Annotated in this window: 23 protein-coding genes and 1 rRNA gene; 15 read left to right on the top strand and 9 right to left on the bottom strand. The window is 59.2% G+C overall.

Going from position 1 to position 26,608, the window contains the following annotated elements; all coding sequences use genetic code 11:
* Positions 1–463: 463 nt before the first annotated feature.
* The 5 genes from CLM72_RS23865 to dksA form a co-directional block, all read right to left on the bottom strand.
* On the bottom strand, positions 464–1,900 hold the full coding sequence (locus CLM72_RS23865; protein ID WP_014719942.1) for a sigma-54 dependent transcriptional regulator: 1,437 nt from the start codon (positions 1,898–1,900) through the stop codon (positions 464–466).
* 22 nt (positions 1,901–1,922) lie between these two features.
* The gene (locus CLM72_RS23860; protein ID WP_003194154.1) at positions 1,923–4,877 is read right to left on the bottom strand and encodes a sensor histidine kinase; all 2,955 of its coding nucleotides are present in this window, start codon (positions 4,875–4,877) and stop codon (positions 1,923–1,925) included.
* Positions 4,861–5,037, bottom strand: a complete 177-nt coding sequence (locus CLM72_RS23855; RefSeq protein WP_003176118.1) for a hypothetical protein — start codon at positions 5,035–5,037, stop codon at positions 4,861–4,863. The genes CLM72_RS23860 and CLM72_RS23855 overlap by 17 nt, the downstream gene beginning before the upstream one ends.
* Before the next feature lie 62 nt (positions 5,038–5,099).
* On the bottom strand, positions 5,100–5,987 hold the full coding sequence (gene gluQRS / locus CLM72_RS23850) for a tRNA glutamyl-Q(34) synthetase GluQRS (protein WP_105228498.1): 888 nt from the start codon (positions 5,985–5,987) through the stop codon (positions 5,100–5,102).
* Between the two features lie 83 nt (positions 5,988–6,070).
* Complete coding sequence (dksA, locus tag CLM72_RS23845) at positions 6,071–6,514, bottom strand: RNA polymerase-binding protein DksA (RefSeq protein ID WP_003194150.1); 444 nt, start codon at positions 6,512–6,514, stop codon at positions 6,071–6,073.
* Positions 6,515–6,834: 320 nt separating this feature from the next.
* Here dksA and CLM72_RS23840 point away from each other — a divergent pair, with 320 nt between their 5' ends.
* Positions 6,835–8,007: a pyridoxal phosphate-dependent aminotransferase gene (locus CLM72_RS23840; RefSeq protein ID WP_105228496.1), complete on the top strand. Its 1,173-nt coding sequence runs from the start codon at positions 6,835–6,837 to the stop codon at positions 8,005–8,007.
* On the top strand, positions 8,007–8,720 hold the full coding sequence (sfsA, locus tag CLM72_RS23835; RefSeq protein ID WP_014719939.1) for a DNA/RNA nuclease SfsA: 714 nt from the start codon (positions 8,007–8,009) through the stop codon (positions 8,718–8,720). Before CLM72_RS23840 ends, sfsA begins: the two co-directional genes overlap by 1 nt.
* Here the strand turns inward: sfsA and CLM72_RS23830 are convergent.
* The gene (locus CLM72_RS23830; RefSeq protein WP_105228494.1) at positions 8,717–9,034 is read right to left on the bottom strand and encodes a Rieske (2Fe-2S) protein; all 318 of its coding nucleotides are present in this window, start codon (positions 9,032–9,034) and stop codon (positions 8,717–8,719) included. The two genes, sfsA and CLM72_RS23830, sit on opposite strands and share 4 nt — an antisense overlap.
* Positions 9,035–9,190: 156 nt before the next feature.
* Here CLM72_RS23830 and CLM72_RS23825 point away from each other — a divergent pair, with 156 nt between their 5' ends.
* From CLM72_RS23825 to CLM72_RS23815, 3 genes are read left to right on the top strand one after another with little or no spacing between them, the layout of a single operon-like run.
* The gene (locus CLM72_RS23825) at positions 9,191–10,069 is read left to right on the top strand and encodes a hemin ABC transporter substrate-binding protein (protein WP_105228492.1); all 879 of its coding nucleotides are present in this window, start codon (positions 9,191–9,193) and stop codon (positions 10,067–10,069) included.
* Positions 10,066–11,103 carry an iron ABC transporter permease gene (locus CLM72_RS23820; RefSeq protein ID WP_105228490.1) on the top strand — a complete coding sequence of 346 codons (1,038 nt, stop codon included), beginning with the start codon at positions 10,066–10,068 and terminating at the stop codon, positions 11,101–11,103. The genes CLM72_RS23825 and CLM72_RS23820 overlap by 4 nt, the downstream gene beginning before the upstream one ends.
* Positions 11,103–11,870: a heme ABC transporter ATP-binding protein gene (locus CLM72_RS23815; RefSeq protein ID WP_105228488.1), complete on the top strand. Its 768-nt coding sequence runs from the start codon at positions 11,103–11,105 to the stop codon at positions 11,868–11,870. The genes CLM72_RS23820 and CLM72_RS23815 overlap by 1 nt, the downstream gene beginning before the upstream one ends.
* A 243-nt stretch (positions 11,871–12,113) precedes the next feature.
* Here the strand turns inward: CLM72_RS23815 and CLM72_RS23810 are convergent, their stop codons facing one another.
* The 3 genes from CLM72_RS23810 to CLM72_RS23800 form a co-directional block, all read right to left on the bottom strand.
* A complete protein-coding gene (locus CLM72_RS23810) occupies positions 12,114–12,386 on the bottom strand; it encodes a TfoX/Sxy family protein (RefSeq protein WP_003194139.1) in 273 nt (90 codons plus the stop codon).
* A 204-nt stretch (positions 12,387–12,590) separates the two neighbouring features.
* Positions 12,591–12,935, bottom strand: a complete 345-nt coding sequence (locus tag CLM72_RS23805; RefSeq protein WP_105228486.1) for a pentapeptide repeat-containing protein — start codon at positions 12,933–12,935, stop codon at positions 12,591–12,593.
* A 92-nt stretch (positions 12,936–13,027) separates the two neighbouring features.
* Complete coding sequence (locus tag CLM72_RS23800; RefSeq protein ID WP_105228484.1) at positions 13,028–14,584, bottom strand: bifunctional aminoglycoside phosphotransferase/ATP-binding protein; 1,557 nt, start codon at positions 14,582–14,584, stop codon at positions 13,028–13,030.
* Positions 14,585–14,702: 118 nt separating this feature from the next.
* On the opposite strand from CLM72_RS23800, the gene mrcB reads away from it, so the two are divergent.
* From mrcB to CLM72_RS23750, 10 genes are all read left to right on the top strand, one after another.
* A complete protein-coding gene (gene mrcB, locus CLM72_RS23795; RefSeq protein ID WP_105228482.1) occupies positions 14,703–17,027 on the top strand; it encodes a penicillin-binding protein 1B in 2,325 nt (774 codons plus the stop codon).
* Between the two features lie 16 nt (positions 17,028–17,043).
* Positions 17,044–17,778, top strand: a complete 735-nt coding sequence (locus CLM72_RS23790; protein ID WP_105228480.1) for a M48 family metallopeptidase — start codon at positions 17,044–17,046, stop codon at positions 17,776–17,778.
* Complete coding sequence (locus tag CLM72_RS23785; RefSeq protein WP_057975454.1) at positions 17,778–18,107, top strand: YqcC family protein; 330 nt, start codon at positions 17,778–17,780, stop codon at positions 18,105–18,107. Before CLM72_RS23790 ends, CLM72_RS23785 begins: the two co-directional genes overlap by 1 nt.
* 432 nt (positions 18,108–18,539) lie before the next feature.
* Entirely contained in the window at positions 18,540–20,264 is a 1,725-nt protein-coding gene (locus tag CLM72_RS23780; protein WP_014719928.1) for an acetolactate synthase 3 large subunit, read from the top strand.
* Between the two features lie 2 nt (positions 20,265–20,266).
* Positions 20,267–20,758, top strand: coding sequence for an acetolactate synthase small subunit (gene ilvN / locus CLM72_RS23775; RefSeq protein ID WP_003176102.1), 492 nt, complete (start codon positions 20,267–20,269; stop codon positions 20,756–20,758).
* 46 nt (positions 20,759–20,804) lie between these two features.
* On the top strand, positions 20,805–21,821 hold the full coding sequence (gene ilvC / locus CLM72_RS23770) for a ketol-acid reductoisomerase (RefSeq protein WP_003194132.1): 1,017 nt from the start codon (positions 20,805–20,807) through the stop codon (positions 21,819–21,821).
* Positions 21,822–21,965: 144 nt separating this feature from the next.
* Positions 21,966–22,823, top strand: a complete 858-nt coding sequence (pssA, locus tag CLM72_RS23765) for a CDP-diacylglycerol--serine O-phosphatidyltransferase (RefSeq protein WP_014719927.1) — start codon at positions 21,966–21,968, stop codon at positions 22,821–22,823.
* 63 nt (positions 22,824–22,886) lie between these two features.
* Positions 22,887–23,900, top strand: a complete 1,014-nt coding sequence (gene msrP / locus CLM72_RS23760; RefSeq protein WP_034127028.1) for a protein-methionine-sulfoxide reductase catalytic subunit MsrP — start codon at positions 22,887–22,889, stop codon at positions 23,898–23,900.
* Positions 23,900–24,520 (top strand): protein-methionine-sulfoxide reductase heme-binding subunit MsrQ, encoded by a 621-nt coding sequence (gene msrQ, locus CLM72_RS23755; RefSeq protein WP_105228478.1) that lies wholly within the window; start codon positions 23,900–23,902, stop codon positions 24,518–24,520. The genes msrP and msrQ overlap by 1 nt, the downstream gene beginning before the upstream one ends.
* Before the next feature lie 488 nt (positions 24,521–25,008).
* Positions 25,009–26,545, top strand: a 16S ribosomal RNA gene (locus tag CLM72_RS23750).
* Positions 26,546–26,608 lie beyond the last annotated feature (63 nt).

Here is a 26,608-nt window from a genome sequence, read left to right as displayed (position 1 = left end):
CCACGAAGCTTCACCTTCATGACACTCCCAATCGGGAGCCAAGAGCAAACGGATTGCTTTGGTCGCTGTGTTGCTGATCTACGATCCAACCAGTTCAGGCTCTGCCTTAGGGCAGTTTTTGTTGTTCTCGGCCTGGTTGCGGGGCAAGCCCCAAATGCAACGCCTCTCCAAAAGAATCAGTTAGCTGCGCCTCCGCCGTGTTGTTTTTGTTATGCGTGAGTCGATTCGTCTTATTTTTATTGTCTTGTACAAAGCTTGTTATTGTTTTTGTACTAAGCATATAGCAGGGTGCGTGCCAACTTTTGCGCCGTCCAGCAAAACCGGGGGGTTGGGCTGGTTTGGCCAGATTGAGGGCCAAAAAAAAGCCGGGGCTTCGTTACCGTAAGCCCCGGCTTTTGTTACGTGAAAAGTCAGCGGTAACAGTTTTTTCACATCAGCAGGTGTTACCTGTGGGGCTGCACCCTCAGCTTTCGCTGGCCACCCCGGTCTTGCGCCGCGGAATGCCCAGGCGCTGACGCCGTTCCCACAGGCATTTGCGACTCACGCCCAGCTTGCGTGCCAGCTCTGTCTCGGTCATATGGTCCTGATGCTCGAGCACGAAGTGCTGGAAGTAGTCTTCCAGTGACAAATCTTCCGTCGGCTCATGGCTGGTATTGCTACCGCCGCCCTGCTGCGGGGCCAGGCCAATGAAGTCGTCGTCATCCAGGTCGCTGAGCTCAATGTCGATGCCCAGCAACTCGGCCGAGATCTCCGGGCTCTCCGACAGAATCACGGCGCGCTCGACGGCGTTCTCCAGCTCACGCACGTTCCCTGGCCACGAGTAGTGACGGATCGCCTGTTCGGCGTCCGCGGCAAACTTCAGGTCGGTGCGGTCAATGCGTGCGCCTTGGCGCAACAGGAACGCGTTGGCGATTTCGTTGACGTCGGCGCCACGCTCGCGCAGGGCCGGCAGTTTGAGCGCGATGACATGCAGGCGGTAATACAAGTCCTCACGGAACTGGCCGATCTTGGCCAGGCTCTTCAGGTCTCGGTGTGTCGCCGCGATCAATCGAACATCGACCTTCTGCGATTGCACCGAGCCGACCCGGCGAATTTCGCCTTCCTGCAGCACGCGCAGCAAACGCGCCTGTGCTTCCAGGGGCAACTCGCCAATTTCATCAAGGAACAAGGTGCCGCCGTCCGCGGCCTCCACCAGGCCCGCACGACCGGCGCTCGCACCGGTGAACGCACCTTTCTCGTGGCCGAACAGCTCGGACTCGATCAGGGATTCGGGGATCGCCGCGCAGTTCACCGAGATCATCGGCGCCTTGGCGCGCTTGGACAGGTTGTGCAGGGCGCGGGCCACCAGCTCTTTGCCGGTGCCCGACTCGCCCTGGATCAATACATTGGAGTCAGTCGGCGCCACCTTGCGGATCTTGCTGTACAAGTCCTGCATCGGAGGGCAGGAGCCGATAATGCCGATCTCGCCATTGCTGTTGTTGGCACCTGGTTTTTCGGCGCCGCTGGTCTTGCCGGTGGGGCGTGGCTCGGCAGGCGCGCTGCTGGCCGACACACGGTCACGCAGGATGCGGGCCACGGCCTGGAGCATCTCGTCGTGATCGAAAGGCTTGGCGATGTAATCCACCGCGCCCATCTTCATCGAGTCCACCGCCGAGCGCAGGCTGGCGTAGCTGGTCATGATCAGCACCGGGGTGCCCTGGCCCAGCTTGATCAGCTCGGTGCCCGGGGCGCCTGGCAGGCGCAGGTCACTGACAATCAGGTCGAACGTGGGAATGCTGAATCGCTCTTGGGCTTCCTGCACCGAGCCGGCTTCGCTGACCTGGTACTGATTACGTTCAAGCAGGCGACGCAAGGCAGAGCGGATAATGGTTTCGTCTTCGACGATCAAAATGTGCGGCATTGATTCAATTCTCTCGACGGTCTCAGTTCACAGCGGACGTCGCTTCGACATGACGCGGCAAGGTCACCCGGATACGGGTGCCGCGTTGGCTTTGTGTGTCAGCCGGGCTGTCGATGGTGATTTGTCCATAATGCTCTTCAACGATGGAATAGACCAGTGCAAGGCCCAGACCGGTACCTTCACCGGGGTCCTTGGTGGTGAAGAAGGGTTCGAACAATCGGTCCATGATGTTCTGCGGGATGCCGCTGCCTTCGTCTTCCACGATCAGGTCGACCGTGTGCTCGAAAGCCTCGCTCTTGACGCGTACAGCACTGCCGGCCGGCGACGCGTCGCGGGCGTTGGACAGCAGGTTGATCAGCACCTGGGCCAGGCGTTGTGAGTCGCCATCGACCCAATGGTCCGGGTCGCACAGGTTAAAGAACTGTACTTCGAAATTGCGCCGGTTCAAGGCCAACAGCCCAATGGCATCCTGGGCCACTTCGGCCAGGCACACCGCTTCGTCCTGATTCTGATGGGCGCCGGAGTGGGCAAAGCTCATCAACGACTGGACGATGCGTGAAACCCGCTTGGTCTGTTCAAGGATTTGCCCGCTGATTTCGGTGATTTCCCCGTCTTCTTCACGCTCTTCCCGCAGGTTTTGCGCCAGGCAGGCGATACCGGTGATCGGGTTACCGATTTCATGAGCCACGCCGGCCGCCAGGCGCCCAATGCTGGCCAGGCGTTCGGAGTGCACCAGCTTGTCTTCGAGCATCTGTGTATCGGTCAAATCCTCTACCAGCAGCACCAGGCCGCTGTTACCCGGCGCCAGAGGTTCGTCGATGGCCGCTTTGTGCAAGTTGAGCCAGCGGGTCTGGCCGTCGAGGGCCAAGTGCTGTTTGTGCAAGTGCTCGTCCGGCAGGTTGATGAAACCCTGCAGCAGCTCTTTCCAGGGATCGCCCAGGGTATTGAGGCGCGAACCCACCACCCGCTGGGCGGCGATGCCGGTGAGTTCTTCCATGGCCTTGTTCCACATCAGGATTTCCTGGTCCTTGGCCAGGGAACACACGCCCATCGGCAGTTCCTGCAGAGTCTGGCGGTGGTAACGGCGCAGGGCATCGAGTTCGGCCGCCAGGCCCGTGAGGCGCGAGTGGTAATCCTCCAGCCGGCTTTCGATGAAGTGGATGTCTTCGGTAACGTAGTTTTCGCCACCGGCCTTGTAGGGCAAGAAGGTTTCCACCATGTCCTGGGACACGCTCGGCCCCATCAACCCGGACAGGTTGGCTTCGATACGGTCACGCAGGCGGCGCAGGGCATAGGGGCGGCGCTCGTCAAATGGCAGGTAGAGGTCGCGCAGCGCCTGTTCAACTTCCTTTTGTGCGGCCTTGGCACCCAGGGGCTTGGCCAGTTGTGTGGCGAACTCCTGGGGCGAGGCCGCATGCAGTTCGCGGCGTTGCGGGCGGCGCACGTTATCCACCGCGCAGGCTTCGGCGGCGCTGGTTTCTTCGGCGCTGGCGTTGGTGAACAGCGAGATCAGGGTAAACATCAGTACGTTGGCGGCCAGCGAGGCGATGGCAGCCATGTGCCAACTGGTGTCGTCCAGCACGTAAATCATGTTCAGCAACGGGATATAGAAGCCCTGCAAGTTGCCGACCAGCGGTAGCAGCATGGTCACGGTCCACACCAGGATCCCGGCCAGCAGCCCGGCAATAAAGCCACGGCGATTGGCGGTCGGCCAGTACAGCACCGACAACACGCCCGGCAGGAACTGCAAGGTGGCGACAAACGCGACGATGCCGAGGTTGGCCAGGTCTTGCCCGGCGCCCAGCAGCAGATAAAACGCGTAGCCGGCCATGATGATCGCGACGATCAGCGCGCGTCGGGTCCATTTCAACCAACGGTAGATATTACCCTCAGCCGGCGGCTGGTACAGCGGCAGTACCAAGTGGTTGAGCGCCATGCCCGAGAGTGCCAGCGTGGTGACGATGATCAACCCGCTGGCGGCCGACAACCCCCCGACATAGGCCAGCAGCGCCAGAGCCGGGCTGTTGGCGGCAATACCGATGCCCAGGGTGAAATACTCAGGGTTGGTGGTGGCCCCCAGTTTCAGGCCGGCCCACAGGATCAGCGGCACCGCCAGGCTCATCAGCAACAGGAACAGCGGCAAGCCCCAGCTGGCGCTGACCAGCGAGCGCGGGTTGAGGTTCTCGGTGAAGGTCATGTGGTACATGTGCGGCATCACGATCGCCGAGGCGAAGAACACCAGCAGCAGCGTACGCCATGGTCCCTCCTGCAAGGGCGTATGCAAGGCGGCGAGGGCGGTCTGGTTTTGCAGCAGCCACAGCTCCAACTGTTGCGGCCCGTCGAACACGCCGTAAAGCGCATAAAGGCCGACGCCGCCGATGGCGATCAGCTTGATGACCGACTCAAAGGCAATCGCAAACACCAGGCCCTGGTGTTTCTCACGGGTGGCGATATGGCGAGAGCCAAAGAAGATGGTGAACAAGGTGATCAGCGCGCAGAACGCCAGGGCAACCCGATGTTGCACGGGCTCGCGGGTCAGGATGCTGATGGAGTCGGCCACCGCCTGGATCTGCAGGGCCAGCAACGGCAGCACGCCGATCAACATGAAGATCGTGGTCAGCGCGCCGGCCCAGGTGCTGCGAAAGCGAAAGGCAAACAGGTCTGCCAGGGAGGACAGTTGGTAAGTCCGGGTGATTTTCAGGATCGGATACAGCAGCACCGGCGCCAGCAGGAACGCGCCGGACACCCCCAGGTAACTGGAGAGAAAGCCGTAGCCGTACTGATAGGCCAGCCCCACCGTGCCGTAGAACGCCCAGGCACTGGCGTAGACGCCCAGGGACAAGGTGTAGGTCAACGGATGGCGAATGATCGCCCGCGGAATCATTCCGCGCTCACTGATCCAGGCCACGCCGAATAACGCAGCCAGGTAGGCGGCGCTGATCAGCAGCATCTGGGTGAGACTAAAGCTCATCGGCATCTTTTTGGCTCTGCAGGATGAAGGTCACGACGATCAGGATCAGCCATAGCAGATAAGGGCGATACCAGGCGCCCGTGGCGTCGATCCACCAATCCATGATGGCGGGGGAGAACAGGTAGATCCCGACGACCAGCAGCAGGACCAAACGATAGATGTACATGTTGGCCTCTGATTAAAAATCTGCCGCGATGTTAACGGATGATGGGCAACCTGCAAGCGCCTTCAACTCAATTGCGCTTCGGCCAGGGTCAGTGTGCGCGGGATGCGGGTGGCGTCCCAGTGTGCGATGCCCCAATCCAGCAGTTCTCGTGGGCTGGCGTACTGCAACTGCGCGTCGGGCTGTTGGCCAAGGGCACGCAGTGCTCTGAGCAGCAAAGGCGTGGCCTGGTCGGCTGTCAACGGTGGAGAGCGGTAGGACTTGCCCAGCTTGTTGCCGTCTGGCTGCACGATCAGCGGCACGTGCAAGTAGCGGGGTTGGCGCAGGCCGAGCAGTTCTTGCAAGTAAAGCTGGCGCGGCGTGGAGTCGAGCAGGTCGGCGCCGCGTACGATATCGGTTACACCTTGCCAGGCGTCGTCGAGCACCACCGCCAGTTGGTAGGCGTAGAGGCCATCGCGCCGACGAATGATGAAGTCGCCGGCATCGCGACCCAGATGTTGCCGGAACTCGCCCTGGACGCGGTCGACAAAGTGATATTCCAACTCGGGCACGCGCAGGCGGATCGCGGCATCCTGCTGTTCGTGGCCGGCATTGCGGCACAAGCCTGGGTAAATCCCGTTGTAGGGCTCCAATTGCTTGCGCGAGCAGGTGCAGGCGTAGGCCAGGCCGTGGTTGAAGAGGTCGTTGAGCACTTTAGCGTAGGCATCATGCCGCTCGCTCTGGCGAAGCAGTTCGCCATCCCATTCAAAGCCGTAGCTTTCCAGCGCATGCAGGATCGCCGCCTGAGCGCCGGGCTCTTCACGGGGAGGGTCAAGGTCTTCCATGCGCATCAACCAACGGCCGTGGTGGGCGCGTGCATCGAGGTAGGAGGCGAGGGCGGCAACCAGGGAGCCGAAGTGCAAATGGCCGCTGGGTGTGGGGGCGAAACGCCCAATATAGGTAGAGGCTGTCATGGGCCGGATACTACTGCATAACCGGTAAACGCCAGAAACAAAAATGGAGCGTTCGCACGCTCCATTCGTTCAACTCGGCAAAGTTACTTGCCGACCTGTTTTTCCTTGATTTCAGCCAAGGTCTTGCAGTCTACGCACAGGTCCGCGGTTGGACGGGCTTCCAGTCGGCGAATACCGATTTCGACGCCGCAGGATTCACACCAGCCGTATTCTTCGTCTTTGATCAGTTGCAGGGTCTTGTCGATCTTCTTGATCAACTTGCGCTCGCGATCGCGGGCGCGCAGTTCGAGGGCGAACTCTTCTTCCTGGCTGGCGCGATCGGCCGGGTCAGGGAAGTTGGCCGCTTCATCCTTCATATGGTCAACCGTACGGTCGACTTCCTGCATCAAGTCCTGTTTCCACTTGTTGAGGATCTTGGTGAAGTGCTCGCGCATGGGCTCGCCCATGTACTCCTCGCCCTTTTTTTCGACATAGGGTTCGAAGCCGCCGAGGCCTTGAGTCTGCTGTTGCTTTGCTTGGGTGGACATGAATAGACCGCCTCTCACTCTTCTAATCCATTGCGCAGGATTGCAACGTCACCGACACCTGCCGGCCCTGCGGCTGCAAGCGGGCGAACTTACCAGATAGATTCAGGGTGCGCTACTCCCGGTTGTCGAGGCCCAAGGCAAAGGGGTTGCAAACTGCAGCAGCCCGCCATGACTGGGTATGTATCGCCTCGAATGTTGATTTTAGCTGTTTTACGAGCGCGCGCAGGGTGCACTTGCAGCCCCAATCAGGCAATAGAGCATGTTTTACCGTGAGGGTTCGGTAGAATCCAGGTTTTGTCCTCACCGTCTAAGGAAGGCTAATGGCTCAGCCCTACAGTGCGCGTAGTCGCGCCATCGAACCTTTTCATGTCATGGCGTTACTGGCGCGTGCCAATGAGCTGCAGGCCGCCGGTCACGACGTGATCCACCTGGAAATCGGCGAGCCGGACTTCACCACCGCCGAACCGATCATCCAGGCCGGCCAAGCGGCGTTGGCAAACGGTAAGACGCGCTACACCGCCGCCCGCGGCTTGCCCGAGTTGCGCGAAGCCATCAGTGGCTTCTACCAGCAACGCTACGGTTTGAGCATCGACCCGCAGCGCATTCTGATCACCCCCGGTGGCTCCGGCGCGTTATTGCTGGCCAGCAGTTTGCTGGTGGATCCGGGTAAGCACTGGCTGCTTGCGGACCCAGGCTACCCCTGCAACCGACACTTCCTGCGCCTTGTGGAAGGCGCGGCGCAGTTGGTGCCGGTCGGCCCAGACGTACGCTACCAGTTGACCGCCGATCTGGTGGCCAGGCATTGGGACCAGGACAGTGTCGGCGCGCTGGTGGCATCGCCCGCCAACCCCACCGGCACGATCCTCACCCGGGACGAGTTGGCTGGGCTGTCGGGCGCCATCAAGGCGCGCAACGGTCACTTGGTGGTCGACGAGATTTATCACGGCCTCACCTACGGCACCGACGCCGCCAGCGTGCTGGAAGTTGATGATGACGCCTTTGTCCTGAATAGTTTTTCGAAGTATTTCGGCATGACCGGCTGGCGCCTCGGTTGGCTGGTGGCGCCCCCTGAGGCGGTGGGTGAACTGGAAAAATTGGCCCAGAACCTCTACATCAGTGCGCCAAGCATGGCCCAACATGCCGCCTTGGCTTGTTTCACCCCGCAAACCCTGGAGATTCTGGAGCAGCGCCGTGCCGAATTTGGTCGCCGCCGTGACTTCCTGCTGCCGGCTCTGCGTGAGCTGGGGTTCGGTATCGCCGTGGAGCCCGAAGGAGCCTTTTATCTGTATGCCGATATCAGCGCGTTCGGCGGCGATGCCTTCGCGTTTTGCCGTCATTTCCTCGAAACCGAGCATGTGGCCTTTACGCCCGGGTTGGATTTCGGCCGCTACCAGGCGGGGCACCATGTGCGTTTTGCCTACACGCAAAACCTCGATCGGCTGCAAGAAGCGGTGGAGCGGATTGCCCGTGGTTTGCGGAGTTGGCAAGCCTGATGCGTTTTAATCCTCCTCTTGAAGAAGGGCGGCTGATCCGCCGCTACAAGCGCTTTCTCACCGATATCGAAACCGTTACCGGCGAGTTGCTCACCATTCACTGCCCTAACACCGGTTCGATGCTCAACTGCATGGTCGAAGGTGGCCAGGTCTGGTTCAGCCGTTCTACGGATCCCAAGCGCAAGCTGCCGGGCACGTGGGAAATTGCCGAAACGCCCCAGGGCCGGCTGGCGTGCGTCAACACCGCGCGTGCCAACCAGTTGGTGGAAGAAGCCTTGCTGGCCGGTGTGATCACTGAGCTCAACGGCTTTACTGCGTTGAAGCGTGAGGTGCCTTATGGCCAGGAGAAAAGCCGCATCGACTTTCGCCTGGATTACCCCCAGGGCGCTGCGTTTGTCGAGGTCAAAAGCGTCACCCTGGGCTTTGATGGCAGCTCGGTAGCGGCTTTCCCCGATGCGGTGACGCAGCGCGGTGCCAAGCACTTGCGTGAGCTGGCCCACCTGGCGCGCGACGGTATACGGGCGGTGCAGCTGTATTGCGTGAACCTGTCGGGGATCGACGCGGTGCGCCCGGCGGTGGAAATCGACGCCGGTTATGCGGCGGCGCTACGTGAGGCCAAGGCCGCAGGTGTGGAGGTGCTGGCCTACGGCGTACGCGTCACGCCTCAGGAGATTTACGTCGAGCGTCGGCTGAAGGTGCTGCTGGGCGACTAGAGGTCGACCCACAATCCCTGTTCGTCTTCACGGCCGGGCAGGGCAGTGAGGTGTTGGCCTGCGCAGGGCCCGGCGATGCACTCGCCGCTTTCAATCAGAAACAATGCGCCATGGGTGGCGCATTGGATCAGGCTGGCGCTGTCGTCGAGGAAGCGATCAGGTTGCCATTCCAGCGGGATGCCACGATGGGGGCAGCGGTTGAGATAGAAGTACGCAATGCCGTCCCGACGCACCGCCAACAGCCTGTTGCCATCGATATCAAAACCGCGGCTGCTGTTGGGGGCGAGGTCGCCTGAGGTGCAGAGAAACTTCATTTCAATCCTTAAGTGCCTTGACGTTCAAATGCAAACAATTATCAAATGCCCGCTTCGCCCGTCAGTTGACTGGGTGCTCAATACGATGCCTGGCAGGGGTTATCTGTCACATCAATGAGTGCTTGAGTGGCCCTGCCCTAGGAAGGAAACCCTGTTATGCGCCTGAGTACCAGCGCTATTGCGCTTGTTGCCTCACTGCTGGTCAACCCTGGGGCGCACGCCTCTGAACTGCCGCAACGCTGGGTGAGTGCCGGTGGGGCGCTGTCGGAGTGGGTGACGGCCCTGGGCGGTGAATCGAAGTTGGTGGGAGTGGATACCACCAGTCAGCATCCCGCCTCGCTCAAGGCCTTGCCAAGCATTGGTTACCAGCGGCAGTTGTCGGCCGAAGGCATTCTCAGCCTGCGCCCGCAAATCCTTGTGGGCACGGAGGAAATGGGGCCACCGCCGGTGCTGGCGCAGATTCGCAGTGCCGGGGTGCAGGTGGATATGTTCTCGGCCCAGCCGGATTTGCCCACGCTCAAAGGCAACCTTGCACACTTGGGGAAACTGCTCGGCAGTGAGGCCCAGGCTAATGCCTTGTTTGCCGGGTATGAGCAGGCGCTGGCACAGCAAAAAAATTGGGTGGCCAAGGCCCAGGCCACACAAAAAGCTCCAGGCGTGCTGTTGCTGCTCGGCCATGCCGGTGGCAAGCCGCTGATCGCGGGTAAGGACACGGCTGCTGACTGGATGTTGCAGCAGGCTGGGGGGCGTAATCTCGCCACGCATGTGGGCTACAAGCCGTTTTCCGTCGAATCGCTGGCGGGGTTGAGCCCTGAGGTGCTGGTATTTGCCGATCGCGCCTTGACCGGTGACGCGGCGCGCGCAGCCTTGTTCAAGGAAAATCCGATCCTTGCCTCTACGCCGGCAGCCAAGAGTGGCCGTGTCTTCGAACTGGATCCGACCTTGCTGGTAGGCGGCCTTGGGCCCCGACTGCCGCAAAGCCTGGAGAAACTGTCTGCCGGTTTTTATCCGTCCCAGCCTAAGCCTGCTCCATGACCACTCTGGTTAAGCCAAAAACGCTGTTTATCGGGCTGTCGCTGCTGTGTGTATTGGCGATCTGGCTCTCATTGGCACTGGGGCCCGTCAGCCTGCCGTTAGTGGACACGCTCAGGGCTGCGTTAAGGCTGATGGGCGTACCGATTGAGGCCCAGGGGTTGGAGCAGGCCGAGTTGATCCTGGGGCAGATTCGCCTGCCGCGAACCCTGTTGGGGCTGGCGGTCGGCGGTGTGCTGGCGTTGTCGGGCGTGGCGATGCAGGGGTTGTTCCGCAACCCGCTGGCCGACCCTGGCTTGGTCGGCGTGTCCAGCGGCGCAGCGCTGGGTGCGGCGGTGGCGATTGTCGGTGGTTCGTTCTTTGGCGGGCTGCCGGATGCCTTCGGGCCGTATCTGTTGTCGCTGTGCGCATTTCTCGGTGGCCTGGGCGTCACGGCACTGGTCTATCGCCTGGGGCGTCGCAATGGCCAGACCAATGTCGCGACGATGTTGCTTGCCGGTATCGCGCTGACGGCCCTGGCCAGTTCAACCGTGGGCCTGTTTACCTATCTGGCAGACGATGCCACCTTGCGCACCCTGACGTTCTGGAACCTGGGCAGCCTCAATGGCGCAAGTTATTCGCGGTTGTGGCCCTTGCTGCTGGTGAGTGCGGGCGTGGCGCTATGGCTGCCGCGCCGGGCCAAGGCGCTGAACGCGCTGCTGTTGGGGGAGTCCGAGGCCAACCATCTGGGTATTGATGTTGAAGGGCTCAAGCGCGAGTTGGTTTTCTGCACGGCCCTGGGCGTCGGCGCCGCAGTGGCAGCGGCGGGCATGATTGGTTTTGTCGGTTTGGTGGTACCACATCTGGTGCGGCTGCTGGCGGGGCCGGATCATCGGGTATTGTTACCGGCCTCGGTGTTGGCGGGCGCGAGCCTGCTGTTGTTTGCGGACCTGGTGGCGCGCCTGGCGTTGGCGCCGGCGGAACTGCCAATCGGTATTGTCACTGCGTTTATCGGTGCGCCGTTTTTCCTCTATTTATTGTTACGAGGGCGCGCCTGATGTTGCGGGTAGAAGCGTTGCAGATCCGGCGCGGTGGTAAGACTGTGCTGGCCGATGTCACTTTGGACCTATTGCCGGGCGAAGTGCTGGGCGTGCTGGGCCCCAATGGCGCCGGCAAAAGTACCTTGCTTGGGGCGCTGTGCGGGGAGTTGCAGCCGGATCAGGGCAAGGTCTGGCTGGATCAGCAGGTGCTCAAGCACATGACCGGTGTGCAGCGTGCCCAGCGCCTGGCGGTGCTGCCGCAATCCTCCACCCTGGACTTTGCCTTTCGTGTCGAAGAAGTGGTGGGCATGGGCCGCTTGCCTCATCAGACCGGGCGAGTGCGCGACGACGAAATCATCAACGCCGCGCTGCAGGCTGCTGATGTAGGCCACCTGAGTGGCCGCAGTTACCTGGCTTTGTCGGGTGGCGAGCGGCAGCGTGTGCACCTGGCACGGGTATTGGCGCAGTTATGGCCGGGTGAGGCAGGGCAGACGTTGCTGCTGGATGAGCCCACATCAATGCTCGACCCTCTGCACCAACACACTACCTTGCAAGCTATCCGACATTTTGCCGACAGAGGCGCTGCGGTGCTGGTCATCCTGCATGACTTGAACCTGGCGGCGCGCTACTGCGACCGGATCCTGTTGCTGGAAAACGGCCGCCCCCACGCGTTGGATACGCCCTCTAAAGTCCTGCAACCAGAGCCACTGAAGGCTGTATTCGGTCTGGATGTATTGGTACAGCCGCATCCGGAGCGTGGGCATCCGTTGATCATTGCGCGTTAAGGCCGGTTAATTCGCGGGCAAAAAAAGACCCGGCAAGAGCCGGGTCAAATAACCGTGATTAGCCTGATGAGGAGATAATCTGAGAGTCCGAACCAATGGTCTTTCAGTTATCGGCTGATCTCGCGACCAGTTGTGATAATCATAACGATTCTCATTTGAGAGTCAACATTTGTTTTTCTGCGTCATCCAGTTTTCTCAAACGCACGTTTGTAATGCCCATCAACACTGGGTTTGAGCGCCACTCTAGTTCTTCTGATGCACTGAGATCGCTTCCAACTGACGGTTCAATGCCTCCTTGCGCTCCGTGGGTATGTCGTTCCAGTGCACATCCATCAATGCCCCTTCAATGGCATACAGCAGAACCTTCGAAGCTCGAAACCCGCGCGTGCGCACGGCTCGGTAGGCATCGACCGCCCCTAGCCGACGCAAGTCGGACGCGCTGTGGATGCCCACCGCATGCAGCCACTGTGCTGACGTCTTGCCAAGGTTTTTCAGGTGTTGCAGCTCATCGTTCATCAAGCCTCCTTGCGTTGGCCGAATGGTGCGGTGGGTGTCGTGACCAGGCAGCCTGAAAATGAGTGTAGCGCTCAGTAGGAAAAGCGTGGTTCTTTGGTCAGAAAGGGCTGAAAAGCTTATAAGGATGGCGCGACGGCGCTTGCTCGCAGGCAGGCGCAAAGTGCCCGGCAGGCAGGGGGGCTGGCCGGAACTCGGTGTGTGGGGTTACTTGGTGCGGTAGCGCAGGCGAGTACCGAAATTGACCGACATGAGTATTTCGTCAGCCGTGAGTTCGGGCGGGAAATAAGCCCCCGAAATCTGCGCATGGGCCAGGCTGGCGCCTTCCAGTGAGCAGCCACGCAAGTCCAGGCCGCGCAGGTCGGCAGAGCGAAAATAGGCGTCGGTGAAGTCAATACCGGTGGCGTTCAGGTCGCGCAGGTCCAGCCCTCGAAAGTCGCCACCGCGCATGTCGATCGTGCCGTTTTCAGGGCGCTCCTGGTTGAAGCCGCGAATGTCGTCCTTGTGCAGAAGGGCGTAGAGCGGGGTATCAAGAAGCTTTGGCTGACTCATGATCGCGACTCTGGCTGGCGTTATGGAGCCAGTATAGTGCCACTATCGCTGGGTCGCGCGCCGAAGACGACGACGCGACCAAGAAATATTTCTTACAGGCCCGGCAAGTGCTGACGGATATGCCCGACCAACGCGTCGAGCGTCCCGCTTTCATTGGTCTCCACACGCTTGCTGAGCAGCAGCTCCTCGGCAGTCAGCGGATCACGACTGGCTTGTTGTTCTTCGATAACGGCCAGTGTGGCGTCAGACGGATCGTTTTTATCCGCCTGACGTTGTGCCAGCCAACTGGTGATAACGGCTTGCGGGGCGTTGCAGTCGAGGATCAGGAACGGCGCGCCAGTGGCTTCGGCAACCTGGGCGGCGGCGTCACGCTGTGCGCGTTTCAGGAAAGTGGCATCCAGCACCACCGGGTAGCCGGCGCGCAGCACGGTGTCGGCAATCTCGTTCAGACGTGTGTAGGTGGCAGCGCTGGCGTCCTGATTGTAGATACCGGCCTGCAGGCTGTTCTCTACCTGTTGTTCGCCAAACAGGCGCTTGCGCTCTACATCCGAACGCAGGCGCACCGCGCCCAGGGCTTCGACCAGGCGCATGGCCACATGGCTCTTGCCCACCGCTGAAACGCCATGGGTGATTGCCAGGAAGCGCGAGGGGATGGTGCTGTAGCTTTCCGCCAGGTTGGCGTAGTTGCGGTACTGGCGCAGGGTGTTAGCGCGTTGCACCGGGTTGGCTTCGCTCGGCATGCTGAACAGCGCAACCTTGGCGCGCACCAATGCACGGTAGGCTTTATAGAAGTTCAGGAGTTCCAGGCCCTGGTAGTCTCCGGTCAATTCCAGGTACTGGCTTATGAAGCGCCGTGCCAGGCATTTCAGGCCGCGATCTTCCAGGTCCATCGCCAAAAAAGCGGTGTCGGCGTACACGTCGGTAAAGCGGAAAGGCTCGTTGAACTCGATGCAGTCGAAGATCACCACGCGGCCATCGATCAGCGTGGCGTTGCCCAGGTGAATGTCGCCGTGGCATTCGCGGGTATAGCCATCGAGCTTGCGCTGCGCAAGCAAAGGCTTGAGGCGTTCGAAGCTGCTTTCAGCCCAGGCTTGCAGAGCCTCCAACTGAGTCAGGTCGGCCTTGTCGCTGAGGAACGGGCGGATCTGGTCAAAGTTCTGGCGTACCGGAGCCATCACCTCTTCCGGCGTGCCGGCGGGGTGATCTTGCGGGACTTTGGGGGCGTTGAGGTGGAACTGGGCGATCTGCTTGGCCATCTCATCGATGTGCGCGCTGGTCAGTTCGCCGTTGGCTTGTAGGGTGCTGAGCATCTGGCTTTGCGGGAACTGGCGCATTTTCAGCGCGTACTCGATGGCCGGGCCGTCGCCACCCAGTTGCGGCGCCTCGGCAGTGCCGGTAATCGGCAACACTTCAAGATACAAATCTTCGGTCAGGCGCTGGTTGAGGCGCAGTTCCTCGCGGCAGAAATGTCCACGATCATCCAGGTGGGTGAAGTCCAGGAAGCCGAAGTTCATCGGTTTCTTCAGCTTATAAGCGTAGGGCCCCGTCAGTATCACCCAGGAAATATGGGTCTCGATGACTTGAAACGCTTCAACCGGATGAGGGTACAAGGCCGGGTTTTGCAGGGCAGCGATCAGGGTCTGGCTCACGGGCGATCCTTCAAAGTCTGGGGAAAATCATGGGGGGCATTATGGCTGCTGATGCCAGTCGTGCAAACCGCTGTCCGGCTCATGTTGATCATCAATAAAGTGCGTATAATCCGCCGCCATGACTCGAACCCGATCTCCCCGTTCCCGTAAAAAACCTCCTTCCCGCGGCCCGCGCCCTTGGCTGGGCTGGGTGATCAAGCTTGGCCTGGTGGGCCTTGTGGCGGTCGCCGGCCTTGCGGTGTACCTCGATGCCGTGGTGCAGGAAAAATTCTCCGGCAAGCGCTGGACGATTCCGGCCAAGGTGTATGCACGCCCGCTGGAGCTGTTCTCTGGCCAGAAGCTGAGCAAGGAAGACTTCCTTACCGAGCTCGATGCGCTGGGCTACCGCCGCGAACCCGTGAGCAATGGCCCTGGCGCTGCGGCGGTCAGCGGTAATACCGTCGACCTGAACACCCGTGGCTTCCAGTTCTACGAAGGCCTGGAAAAAGCCCAGCCGGTGCGCGTGCGTTTCTCTGGCGACTATGTGGCTGAGCTGTCGTCGCTCAATGGCTCCAAGCTGCCGGTGGTGCGTCTTGAACCGTTGCTGATCGGCGGTATTTATCCGAAGAATCTTGAAGATCGCATCCTGATCAAGCTCGATCAGGTGCCGCCGTATCTGCTGGAAACCCTGGTCGCTGTCGAAGACCGCGATTTCTATAGCCACTGGGGTGTGTCGCCGAAGTCGATCGCCCGTGCTATCTGGGTCAACACCTCCGGCGGCAAGATGACCCAGGGCGGCAGTACGCTGACGCAGCAACTGGTCAAGAACTTCTACCTGACCAACGAACGCAGCCTGACCCGTAAACTCACCGAAGCCATGATGGCGATGTTGCTGGAGCTGCATTACAGCAAGCAGGAAATCCTCGAGGCTTACCTCAACGAGGTATTCGTCGGTCAGGATGGCCAGCGCGCCGTGCACGGTTTTGGCCTGGCCAGCCAGTTCTTCTTCGGGCAGCCGTTGTCTGAGTTGAAATTGCATCAGGTCGCGTTGCTGGTGGGGATGGTCAAGGGGCCGTCCTATTACAACCCGCGCCGCAACCCGGAGCGTGCGCTTGAACGGCGCAACCTGGTGCTCGATGTATTGGAGCAGCAGGGTGTCGCCACCGCTGAGCAAGTGGCCGCTGCCAAGAAAATGCCACTGGGTGTGACAACCCGCGGCAAGCTGGCGGATAGCTCATTCCCGGGCTTTATCGACCTGGTCAAGCGCCAACTGCGCGAAGACTACCGCGACGAAGACTTGACCGAAGAGGGGCTGCGGATCTTCACTAGCTTCGACCCCATCTTGCAGATGAAGGCCGAAGCGTCGGTCAACGACACCTTCAAGCGCCTGACTGGCCGTAAGGGCTCGGATGAAGTCGAGGCCGCAATGGTTGTGACCAACCCGGAAACCGGGGAGGTCCAGGCCATGATCGGCAGCCGCCAGGCCAGTTTCGCCGGCTTCAACCGCGCACTGGATGCCGTGCGGCCGATTGGCTCGCTGGTCAAGCCTGCGGTTTATCTCACAGCACTGGAAAAACCCAGCAAGTACACGCTGACCAGTTGGCTGTCCGATGACCCTCTGTCGATCAAAGGCGCGGATGGCCAGGTATGGACGCCCAAGAACTTCGACCGCCGTTCCCATGGCACGGTGTTCCTGTATCAAGGATTGGCGCATTCCTACAACATCTCGACCTCGCGTCTGGGGCTTGAAGTGGGTGTGCCGAACGTGCTGAAGACTCTGGCGCGACTGGGAGTCGAGCGTGAATTCCCGGCGTTTCCGTCCATGCTCCTGGGCGCTGCGGCCATGACGCCGATGGAAGTGACCACCATGTACCAGACCCTGGCCAATGGTGGCTTCAATACGCCGATGCGCGGTATTCGCAGTGTGCTGACCGCCGATGGCGAACCGCTCAAGCGTTACCCGTTCCAGATTCAGCAGCGCTTCGACGCGGGCTCCATCTACCTGATCCAGAACGCCATGCAGCGCGTGATGCGCGAGGGTACGGGGCGTTCGGTCTACAGCGTGCTGCCGTCGAACCTGACCCTGGCGGGCAAGACCGGTACCAGTAACGACTCCCGCGACAGCTGGTTCGCAGGTTTCGGCCAGGATGTACTGGCCGTGGTATGGCTGGGGCGCGACGACAATGGCAAGACGCCGTTCACCGGTGCCACCGGCGCGCTGCAGGTATGGACCAGTTTCATGCGCAAGGCTGATCCGTTACCGCTCAACATGCCGCAGCCGGACAATATTGTGCAGGCCTGGATTGATCCGCACACCGGCCAAGGCTCCGATGCCAACTGTCCGGGCGCGGTGCAGATGCCGTATATTCGCGGCAGCGAACCACCACCCGGCCCTGCGTGCGGTGGCAGTGCCCCTGCTGACGCGGATTCGGTGATGGATTGGGTCAAGGGCTGGATGAATTAAGCAAAGAGGGTTTCAAGTGAACAAGTTGTGGATTCCAGCGATTGCGGCTCTGGCTTTGCTCGGCGGTTGCTCCAGCGTGCAGCGCGGCTCTATACCCGTGGTGGACGCGAGCACGTCCGTCTCCAACAACGACCGCATTTCGGCCAATGGCGGCTTCCGTCAGACCGTGGTCAAACGGCCTGCCCAGGCTGCAACCCAGGCAATTCCCCAGGATTCCGGCGTCGTAGTGATGGTGCCCGGCAGTGGGGCTGCAACCTCGGCGCCTATCAGTGCCGAGCCATGGACGCCAGGCCCGAGCACTTCCGGGCCGGTGAACTCCACGCCGATTCAAACTGCGCCGGTCAACCAGGGCACCTACAACATGCCTTCGACGCCGAGCGGTATTCCGCCATCGTCCAATGCGGGCGGGTTATCGGCGGACGAACAACTCGATGGCCCGGTGCTGGCGTTGCTCACCACCGCTCAGCAGCAGCAGGCGGGTGGCGATTTGAATGGCGCCTCGTCGAGCCTTGAACGTGCCCAGCGCGTGGCGCCGCGTGAGCCACAAGTGCTCTATCGCCTGGCCCAGGTGCGCATGGCCCAGGGCGATGCGCCCCAGGCGGAGCAATTCGCTCGCCGTGGCCTGAGCCTGGCCAATGGGCGCCCAGACCTGCAAGCCAGCCTGTGGGCCTTGATCGGGGATGCGCGTGCCGCCCAGGGCGATGCAGCGGGTGCCGCCCAGGCGCGGCAAAAAGCCAAGGTCAGCCTCTGATGGATGCGCGTTTTCCCGCGATTGCCGAGCAGTTATTGCTGATCGAGCGCGAACTGCGCGTGCAGGGCTGGTGGGATGAAGTATCCCCCAGTGTTGAAGCCCTCAGCAGTGTCGAACCCTTTTCTGTCGATACTCTGGACTTCCACCAGTGGCTGCAGTGGATCTTCCTCGCGCGTATGAAGCAGATCCTGGAACAGGACCTGCCCTTGCCGAATGCGTCGGGGATCCTGGAAATGGCCGAGATGGTCTACGCCGACCGGCCGCGGGAGAGCCTCGGCTTGCGTAACGCGCTGAAAAAGTTCGATCAATTGATCGCCGACGCTCGTTAATTGCCTGACTGCCGGTTTTTCCGGCAGTCTTGCGCACATTTCTACCGCTTGACGACATTCAGGCGAGTTTTATCCCTCCTCAAAGCCCTTTCTTCTGCGTTCTCATGCGCTTAGTTGGAAAAAAGCGCAATTATTGCTTGACTTGAAGGGCGTGAAACAGAAGAATCCAAAGTCCGCTGTATCGGGACTGCCAGAAGCAGGCCCGCTCAGCAGATCATGAGGCGCACATCCGCGCCGACCTGTAACACCCGCAACGCGTTACCTCGCGCTGGGTGGGAAAAGCCCGCAACACTTGGGACGATCCCAATACTTGCTCAGTCAGTGCTGACGTAGTCGGCGACCACCGTCGCTCATGCTCTGTTGAGAAGTAAACCTATTAAGACCCGTCGGTTTTTTAACGGACGGTATTCTGGCGTTTTAGAGGTGAACAACGTGGAGCTTTTATCTGGCGGTGAGATGCTCGTCCGCTTTTTGCGTGACGAAGGCGTCGACTATATCTACGGGTACCCAGGTGGTGCTCTGCTGCATGTCTACGACGCACTGTTCAAGGAACCGGCTGTTACCCACATCCTGGTTCGCCACGAACAGGCCGCGACCCATATGGCTGACGGTTACGCCCGTGCCACCGGTAAAGCCGGCGTGGTACTGGTAACGTCCGGCCCAGGCGCAACCAATGCCATTACCGGCATCGCGACTGCGTATATGGACTCCATCCCGATGGTGATCATCTCTGGCCAGGTGCCTAGCACCATGGTCGGCACCGACGCTTTCCAGGAAACCGACATGATCGGTATTTCCCGGCCGATCGTGAAACACAGCTTCATGATCAAGCACGCGTCGGAAATCCCGGAAGTCATGAAAAAGGCGTTCTACCTCGCACAGTCCGGTCGCCCGGGCCCTGTGGTGGTCGATATCCCGAAAGACATGACCAACCCGGCCGAAAAATTCGAATACGTTTTCCCCAAGAAAGCCAAGCTGCGTTCCTACAGTCCGGCCGTCCGTGGGCACTCGGGGCAGATCCGCAAGGCGGCAGAAATGCTCCTGGCGGCCAAGCGCCCCGTGTTGTACTCCGGCGGTGGCGTGATTCTGGGCGGCGGTTCCGCGCCACTCACCGAGCTGGCCAAGCTGCTCAACCTGCCGGTGACCAACACCCTGATGGGCCTCGGCGCATTCCCGGGTTCGGACCGTCAGTTTGTCGGCATGCTCGGTATGCACGGCAGCTACACCGCCAACCTCACCATGCACCACGCCGATGTGATCCTGGCCGTGGGCGCGCGGTTCGATGACCGAGTGATCAACGGCGCGAGCAAATTCTGCCCGAATGCCAAGATCATCCACATCGACATCGACCCGGCGTCCATCTCCAAAACCATCAAGGCCGATGTGCCAATCGTGGGGCCTGTAGAAAGTGTACTGACCGAAATGGTCGCTGCACTCAAGGACATCGGCGAAACGCCGAACAAGGAGTCCGTTGCCAGCTGGTGGAAGCAGATCGACGAATGGCGCGGTGATCGCGGCCTGTTCCCTTATGACAAGGGCGACGGCAGCATCATCAAGCCACAAACCGTGATCGAAACCCTGTGCGAAGTGACCAAGGGCGACGCCTTTGTGACCTCCGACGTGGGCCAGCACCAGATGTTCGCGGCGCAGTACTACAAGTTCGACAAACCTAACCGCTGGATCAACTCCGGTGGCCTGGGCACGATGGGCTTTGGTTTCCCTGCGGCCATGGGTGTGAAACTGAGTTTCCCGGATGCCGACGTTGCTTGCGTCACTGGCGAAGGCAGCATCCAGATGAACATCCAGGAACTGTCGACGTGCCTGCAATACGGTCTTCCAGTGAAGATCGTTTGCTTGAACAACGGCGTGCTCGGCATGGTTCGTCAATGGCAGGACATGAGCTACGGTAGCCGTCACTCCCATTCCTACATGGAATCGTTGCCGGACTTCATCAAGTTGGTTGAAGCCTATGGCCACGTCGGCATTCGCATCACTGATTTGAAAGATCTGAAGCCGAAGATGGAAGAAGCGTTCGCCATGAAGGACCGCCTGGTGTTCATCGATATTCAGGTGGATACCAGCGAGCACGTCTACCCGATGCAGATCAAAGACGGCTCTATGCGCGACATGTGGCTGAACAAGACGGAGCGTACTTAATCATGCGGCATATTATCTCCCTGCTTCTGGAGAACGAACCCGGCGCTCTGTCTCGTGTTGTCGGCCTGTTTTCGCAACGCAACTACAACATCGAAAGCCTGACCGTGGCCCCGACCGAAGACCCGACCCTGTCGCGCCTGACGTTGACCACCGTAGGCCACGATGAGGTGATCGAGCAGATCACCAAGAACCTCAACAAGCTGATCGAAGTGGTCAAGCTGGTCGACCTGTCGGAAAGCGCTCACATCGAGCGCGAACTGATGCTGGTCAAGGTCAAGGCCACGGGTGCCCAACGCGCCGAGATCAAACGCACTACCGATATTTATCGCGGGCAGATCGTCGATGTGAGCGCCAGCGTTTATACCGTTCAACTGACCGGTACCAGCGACAAACTGGATAGCTTCATCCAGTCGATCGGGACGGCCTCGATTCTGGAAACCGTACGCAGTGGTGTCACCGGGATTGCCCGTGGCGACAAAGTACTCAGCATCTAACCCAATTAGCGAATGGCCTTACGGCCTGGATATATAGAGGAACCTCATGAAAGTTTATTACGATAAAGATTGTGACCTGTCGATCATCCAGGGCAAGAAAGTCGCCATCATCGGCTACGGTTCCCAGGGCCACGCCCAAGCGTGCAACCTGAAAGATTCCGGCGTGGACGTGACTGTTGGCCTGCGTAAAGGCTCGGCCACTGTCGCCAAGGCTGAAGCCCATGGCCTGAAAGTGACTGACGTTGCTTCTGCTGTCGCGGCTGCCGACCTGGTCATGATTCTGACCCCGGACGAGTTCCAGTCTTCGCTGTACAAGAACGAAATCGAGCCGAACATCAAGAAGGGCGCCACCCTGGCCTTTTCCCACGGCTTCGCGATTCACTACAACCAGGTTGTGCCACGCGCTGACCTCGACGTGATCATGATCGCGCCGAAAGCACCGGGCCACACTGTGCGTTCCGAGTTCGTCAAAGGCGGCGGTATCCCTGACCTGATCGCGATCTACCAGGATGCGTCGGGCAATGCCAAGAACGTTGCACTGTCCTACGCTGCTGGCGTGGGTGGCGGTCGTACCGGCATCATCGAAACCACCTTCAAGGACGAGACCGAAACCGACCTGTTCGGTGAGCAAGCCGTTCTGTGCGGCGGTACCGTTGAGCTGGTAAAAGCTGGTTTCGAAACCCTGGTTGAAGCTGGCTACGCGCCGGAAATGGCCTACTTCGAATGCCTGCATGAACTGAAGCTGATCGTTGACCTCATGTACGAAGGCGGCATCGCCAACATGAACTACTCGATCTCCAACAACGCCGAATACGGCGAGTACGTGACCGGCCCTGAAGTGATCAACGCCGAGTCCCGCCAAGCCATGCGCAACGCCCTGAAACGTATTCAGGACGGCGAATACGCCAAAATGTTCATCAGCGAAGGCGCTACCGGCTACCCTTCGATGACCGCCAAGCGTCGTAACAACGCCGCTCACGGTATCGAAGTCATCGGCGAGCAACTGCGCTCCATGATGCCGTGGATCGGTGCCAACAAGATCGTCGACAAAGCCAAGAACTAAGTCGTACGCATCAAGGGAAAACGCGGCTTAGGCCGCGTTTTTTCGTTTGAGGGGTTGGTTCTGGTATAAAGCTGCATCGTTTGCAGGCGAACACTCGCTGCAAGTATCTGTCGAATTTTTTCACACCGTTGCAAGGTAAAGTCCATGAGCGAACGTCCCGAAGAGCCAAACCAGGCTTCCGACGCCGAAAGCATGCTGCCGATCGATGAACATGTCGAAGAAGGGCATGACGCCGAAGGCCGCAAGGTCCGGCATCGTGGCATCTATCTGCTGCCCAACCTGTTCACCACGGCGAATCTGTTCGCCGGCTTCTACTCCATCATCAACTCCATGAGTGCCCAGAGCGCGCTGGCGGCGGGTGATGCGGCGAGTGCCAGCAAATACTTCGGTTTTGCTGCTATCGCAATCTTCGTGGCCATGGTGCTCGACGGCCTGGACGGGCGCGTGGCGCGCATGACCAATACTCAAAGTGCTTTTGGCGCCGAGTACGACTCGTTGTCGGACATGGTTGCCTTTGGTGTTGCCCCCGCACTGCTGGCGTTTGCCTGGGCATTGGGTGACATGGGCAAGGTCGGCTGGATGGTTGCCTTCATCTATGTCGCGGGTGCCGCTTTGCGCCTGGCGCGCTTCAACACCCAGGTAGGGACTGCCGACAAGCGCTACTTCATCGGCCTTGCCAGCCCGGCAGCGGCGGGTGTTGTCGCGGGGATTGTATGGGCGTTCAGTGACTACGGGATTCAGGGATCGAAGATGTCGTTCCTGGTTGCCCTGATGGTGGCAGCGGCCGGCATGCTGATGGTCAGCAACATCAAGTACAACAGCTTCAAGGAATTTGACCTCAAGGGGCGCGTGCCTTTCGTGGCCATCCTTGTTGTGGTGCTGGTGTTCGCGGTCGTGTTCAGTGATCCGCCGCGTATCCTGCTGCTGGCGTTTCTGGCCTACGCGGCTTCGGGTCCGATTCAGTACTTGTTGCGTCTGCGTCGGGACAAAACATTGTCTTAATGTAATTTCCCCCATACTCCGCAGTCTATTGGTGCATCAGTTCTCCAACGCTGCGGAGTTACCATGTTAATCAAATTACCCAAAGCGTCCGATTGTCACGAATCGGATGTCACGCCTGAATCCTTCTATCTCTCTCGCCGCAGCCTGCTCGGTGGTGCGCTTGCCGGTATTGCCGCCAGCAGCTTGCCGCGTTGGGCCAGTGCCGGCGATGCTTCGCGGTATGCCGACGTCGAGCCGGGCAGCGCGCCCAACTGGTTTACGGAAAAACTTCCGAATGCGAAGTGGCAGTCGGTGACGGTCAAAGATGAGGCCATCACGCCATTCAAGGATGCAACTCACTACAACAACTTCTATGAGTTCGGGACAGGCAAGGGCGACCCGGCAACGAATGCGGGCTCGCTCAAGACGCAGCCCTGGAGTGTGGTGATTGATGGTGAAGTCGCAAAACCTGGGCGCTATGCCCTGGAGGACTTCATGAAACCCTATGCGCTGGAAGAGCGCATCTACCGCCTGCGTTGCGTCGAGGCATGGTCCATGGTGATTCCGTGGATAGGTTTTCCCATCTCGGCGTTGCTCAAGCAGGTCGAGCCAACCTCCAAAGCCAAGTACATCCGTTTTGAAACCCTCCAGGATCCCAAGAGCATGCCTGGGCAACGCTCAAGTTTCGGCTTGATCGACTGGCCTTATGTGGAAGGGCTGCGCCTGGATGAGGCGATGAATCCGTTGGCGATCCTCGCCGTGGGCATGTACGGACGGGAGTTGCCTAACCAGAACGGCGCACCGTTGCGCTTGGTGGTGCCGTGGAAGTATGGCTTCAAGAGTGTGAAGTCCATCGTACGTATCAGTCTGGTCAGTGAGCAGCCGAAAACGACTTGGCAGAGTATTGCTGCCGATGAGTATGGGTTTTATGCGAATGTGAATCCTACGGTCGATCACCCGCGCTGGACCCAGGCGCGGGAGCGCCGCCTGCCGAGCGGCCTGTTTAGTCCGAATGTGCGCGAGACGCAGATGTTCAATGGCTATTCGGATGAGGTCGCTTCTTTATATACAGGCCTCGATCTGCGGAAGAACTACTGATGCGCTATCCCATCTGGCGCACCGGCGTGTTTGTAGCCGCAGCAGTGTGGCCATTGCTCTGGCTGTATGAAGCGTGGAGTTCTGCGCTGGGGCCTGATCCAGGCAAGGTGCTCGTTGATCGCCTGGGTTTGGGGACGCTCATTTTATTGCTGATCACACTTGCTATGACGCCGCTGCAGAAGTTGAGCGGGTGGGCGGGGTGGATAGCGGTGCGGCGACAGTTGGGGCTGTGGTGCTTTGCTTATGTTGTGCTGCACCTGGCGGCCTATTGTGTGTTTGTCCTGGGGCTGGATTGGTCGCAGCTCGGCGTAGAGTTGAGCAAGCGGCCCTACATCATTGTGGGTGCGCTGGGGTTTGTTGCTCTCCTTATGTTGGCTGTCACGTCGAACCGCTATAGCCAGCGTCGGTTGGGGAGTCGCTGGAAGAAGCTGCATCGTCTGGTCTATGTGATTCTTGGGCTCGGTTTGCTGCACATGCTATGGATAGTGCGGGCGGATCTGAAGGAGTGGGCCATCTACGCTTCTATAGGTGCGCTACTTCTGTTGATGCGGGTGCCGCCGGTAATGCGTCGAATCCCTCACCTTATTGCTAAAAAAGCGCCTTCTGCCACAAAAGCGTAATTAAGCCTTGACGGCAGATTCTGGAAGCCTATAATTCGCCCCACTTCCGGCGCAGTCGAAACGGAAAACTCCTTGGTAAACAACGAGTTATGCAGTTTTCGGCAGCGGGTTGCTTCAGTTTATCGAAGCCGAAAGGGAGTTGAAAAAGAGGTGTTGACAGCAGCGTGTAACGCTGTAGAATTCGCCTCCCGCTTACGAGAGATCGCAAGCGCAAGTGGTTGAAGTTGTTGAAGAAATCTTCGAAAACTTCTGAAAATAACCACTTGACAGCAAATGAGGCTGCTGTAGAATGCGCGCCTCGGTTGAGACGAAAGATCTTAACCAACCGCTCTTTAACAACTGAATCAAGCAATTCGTGTGGGTGCTTGTGGGGTCAGACTGATAGTCAACAAGATTATCAGCATCACAAGTTACTCCGCGAGAAATCAAAGATGTAACCAACGATTGCTGAGCCAAGTTTAGGGTTTCTTAAAAACCCAAAGATGTTTGAACTGAAGAGTTTGATCATGGCTCAGATTGAACGCTGGCGGCAGGCCTAACACATGCAAGTCGAGCGGTAGAGAGAAGCTTGCTTCTCTTGAGAGCGGCGGACGGGTGAGTAATGCCTAGGAATCTGCCTGGTAGTGGGGGATAACGTTCGGAAACGGACGCTAATACCGCATACGTCCTACGGGAGAAAGCAGGGGACCTTCGGGCCTTGCGCTATCAGATGAGCCTAGGTCGGATTAGCTAGTTGGTGGGGTAATGGCTCACCAAGGCGACGATCCGTAACTGGTCTGAGAGGATGATCAGTCACACTGGAACTGAGACACGGTCCAGACTCCTACGGGAGGCAGCAGTGGGGAATATTGGACAATGGGCGAAAGCCTGATCCAGCCATGCCGCGTGTGTGAAGAAGGTCTTCGGATTGTAAAGCACTTTAAGTTGGGAGGAAGGGTTGTAGATTAATACTCTGCAATTTTGACGTTACCGACAGAATAAGCACCGGCTAACTCTGTGCCAGCAGCCGCGGTAATACAGAGGGTGCAAGCGTTAATCGGAATTACTGGGCGTAAAGCGCGCGTAGGTGGTTTGTTAAGTTGGATGTGAAATCCCCGGGCTCAACCTGGGAACTGCATTCAAAACTGACTGACTAGAGTATGGTAGAGGGTGGTGGAATTTCCTGTGTAGCGGTGAAATGCGTAGATATAGGAAGGAACACCAGTGGCGAAGGCGACCACCTGGACTAATACTGACACTGAGGTGCGAAAGCGTGGGGAGCAAACAGGATTAGATACCCTGGTAGTCCACGCCGTAAACGATGTCAACTAGCCGTTGGAAGCCTTGAGCTTTTAGTGGCGCAGCTAACGCATTAAGTTGACCGCCTGGGGAGTACGGCCGCAAGGTTAAAACTCAAATGAATTGACGGGGGCCCGCACAAGCGGTGGAGCATGTGGTTTAATTCGAAGCAACGCGAAGAACCTTACCAGGCCTTGACATCCAATGAACTTTCCAGAGATGGATTGGTGCCTTCGGGAACATTGAGACAGGTGCTGCATGGCTGTCGTCAGCTCGTGTCGTGAGATGTTGGGTTAAGTCCCGTAACGAGCGCAACCCTTGTCCTTAGTTACCAGCACGTAATGGTGGGCACTCTAAGGAGACTGCCGGTGACAAACCGGAGGAAGGTGGGGATGACGTCAAGTCATCATGGCCCTTACGGCCTGGGCTACACACGTGCTACAATGGTCGGTACAGAGGGTTGCCAAGCCGCGAGGTGGAGCTAATCCCATAAAACCGATCGTAGTCCGGATCGCAGTCTGCAACTCGACTGCGTGAAGTCGGAATCGCTAGTAATCGCGAATCAGAATGTCGCGGTGAATACGTTCCCGGGCCTTGTACACACCGCCCGTCACACCATGGGAGTGGGTTGCACCAGAAGTAGCTAGTCTAACCTTCGGGAGGACGGTTACCACGGTGTGATTCATGACTGGGGTGAAGTCGTAACAAGGTAGCCGTAGGGGAACCTGCGGCTGGATCACCTCCTTAATCGACGACATCAGCTGCTCCATAAGTTCCCACACGAATTGCTTGATTCATTGAAGAAGACGA

The sequence above is a fragment of the Pseudomonas sp. MYb193 genome, assembly GCF_002966775.1.
In the GTDB taxonomy this organism is placed as follows: domain Bacteria; phylum Pseudomonadota; class Gammaproteobacteria; order Pseudomonadales; family Pseudomonadaceae; genus Aquipseudomonas; species Aquipseudomonas paracarnis.
Note: the sequence above shows the minus strand (reverse complement) of the source record. Positions and strands in the feature narration are given on the sequence as shown.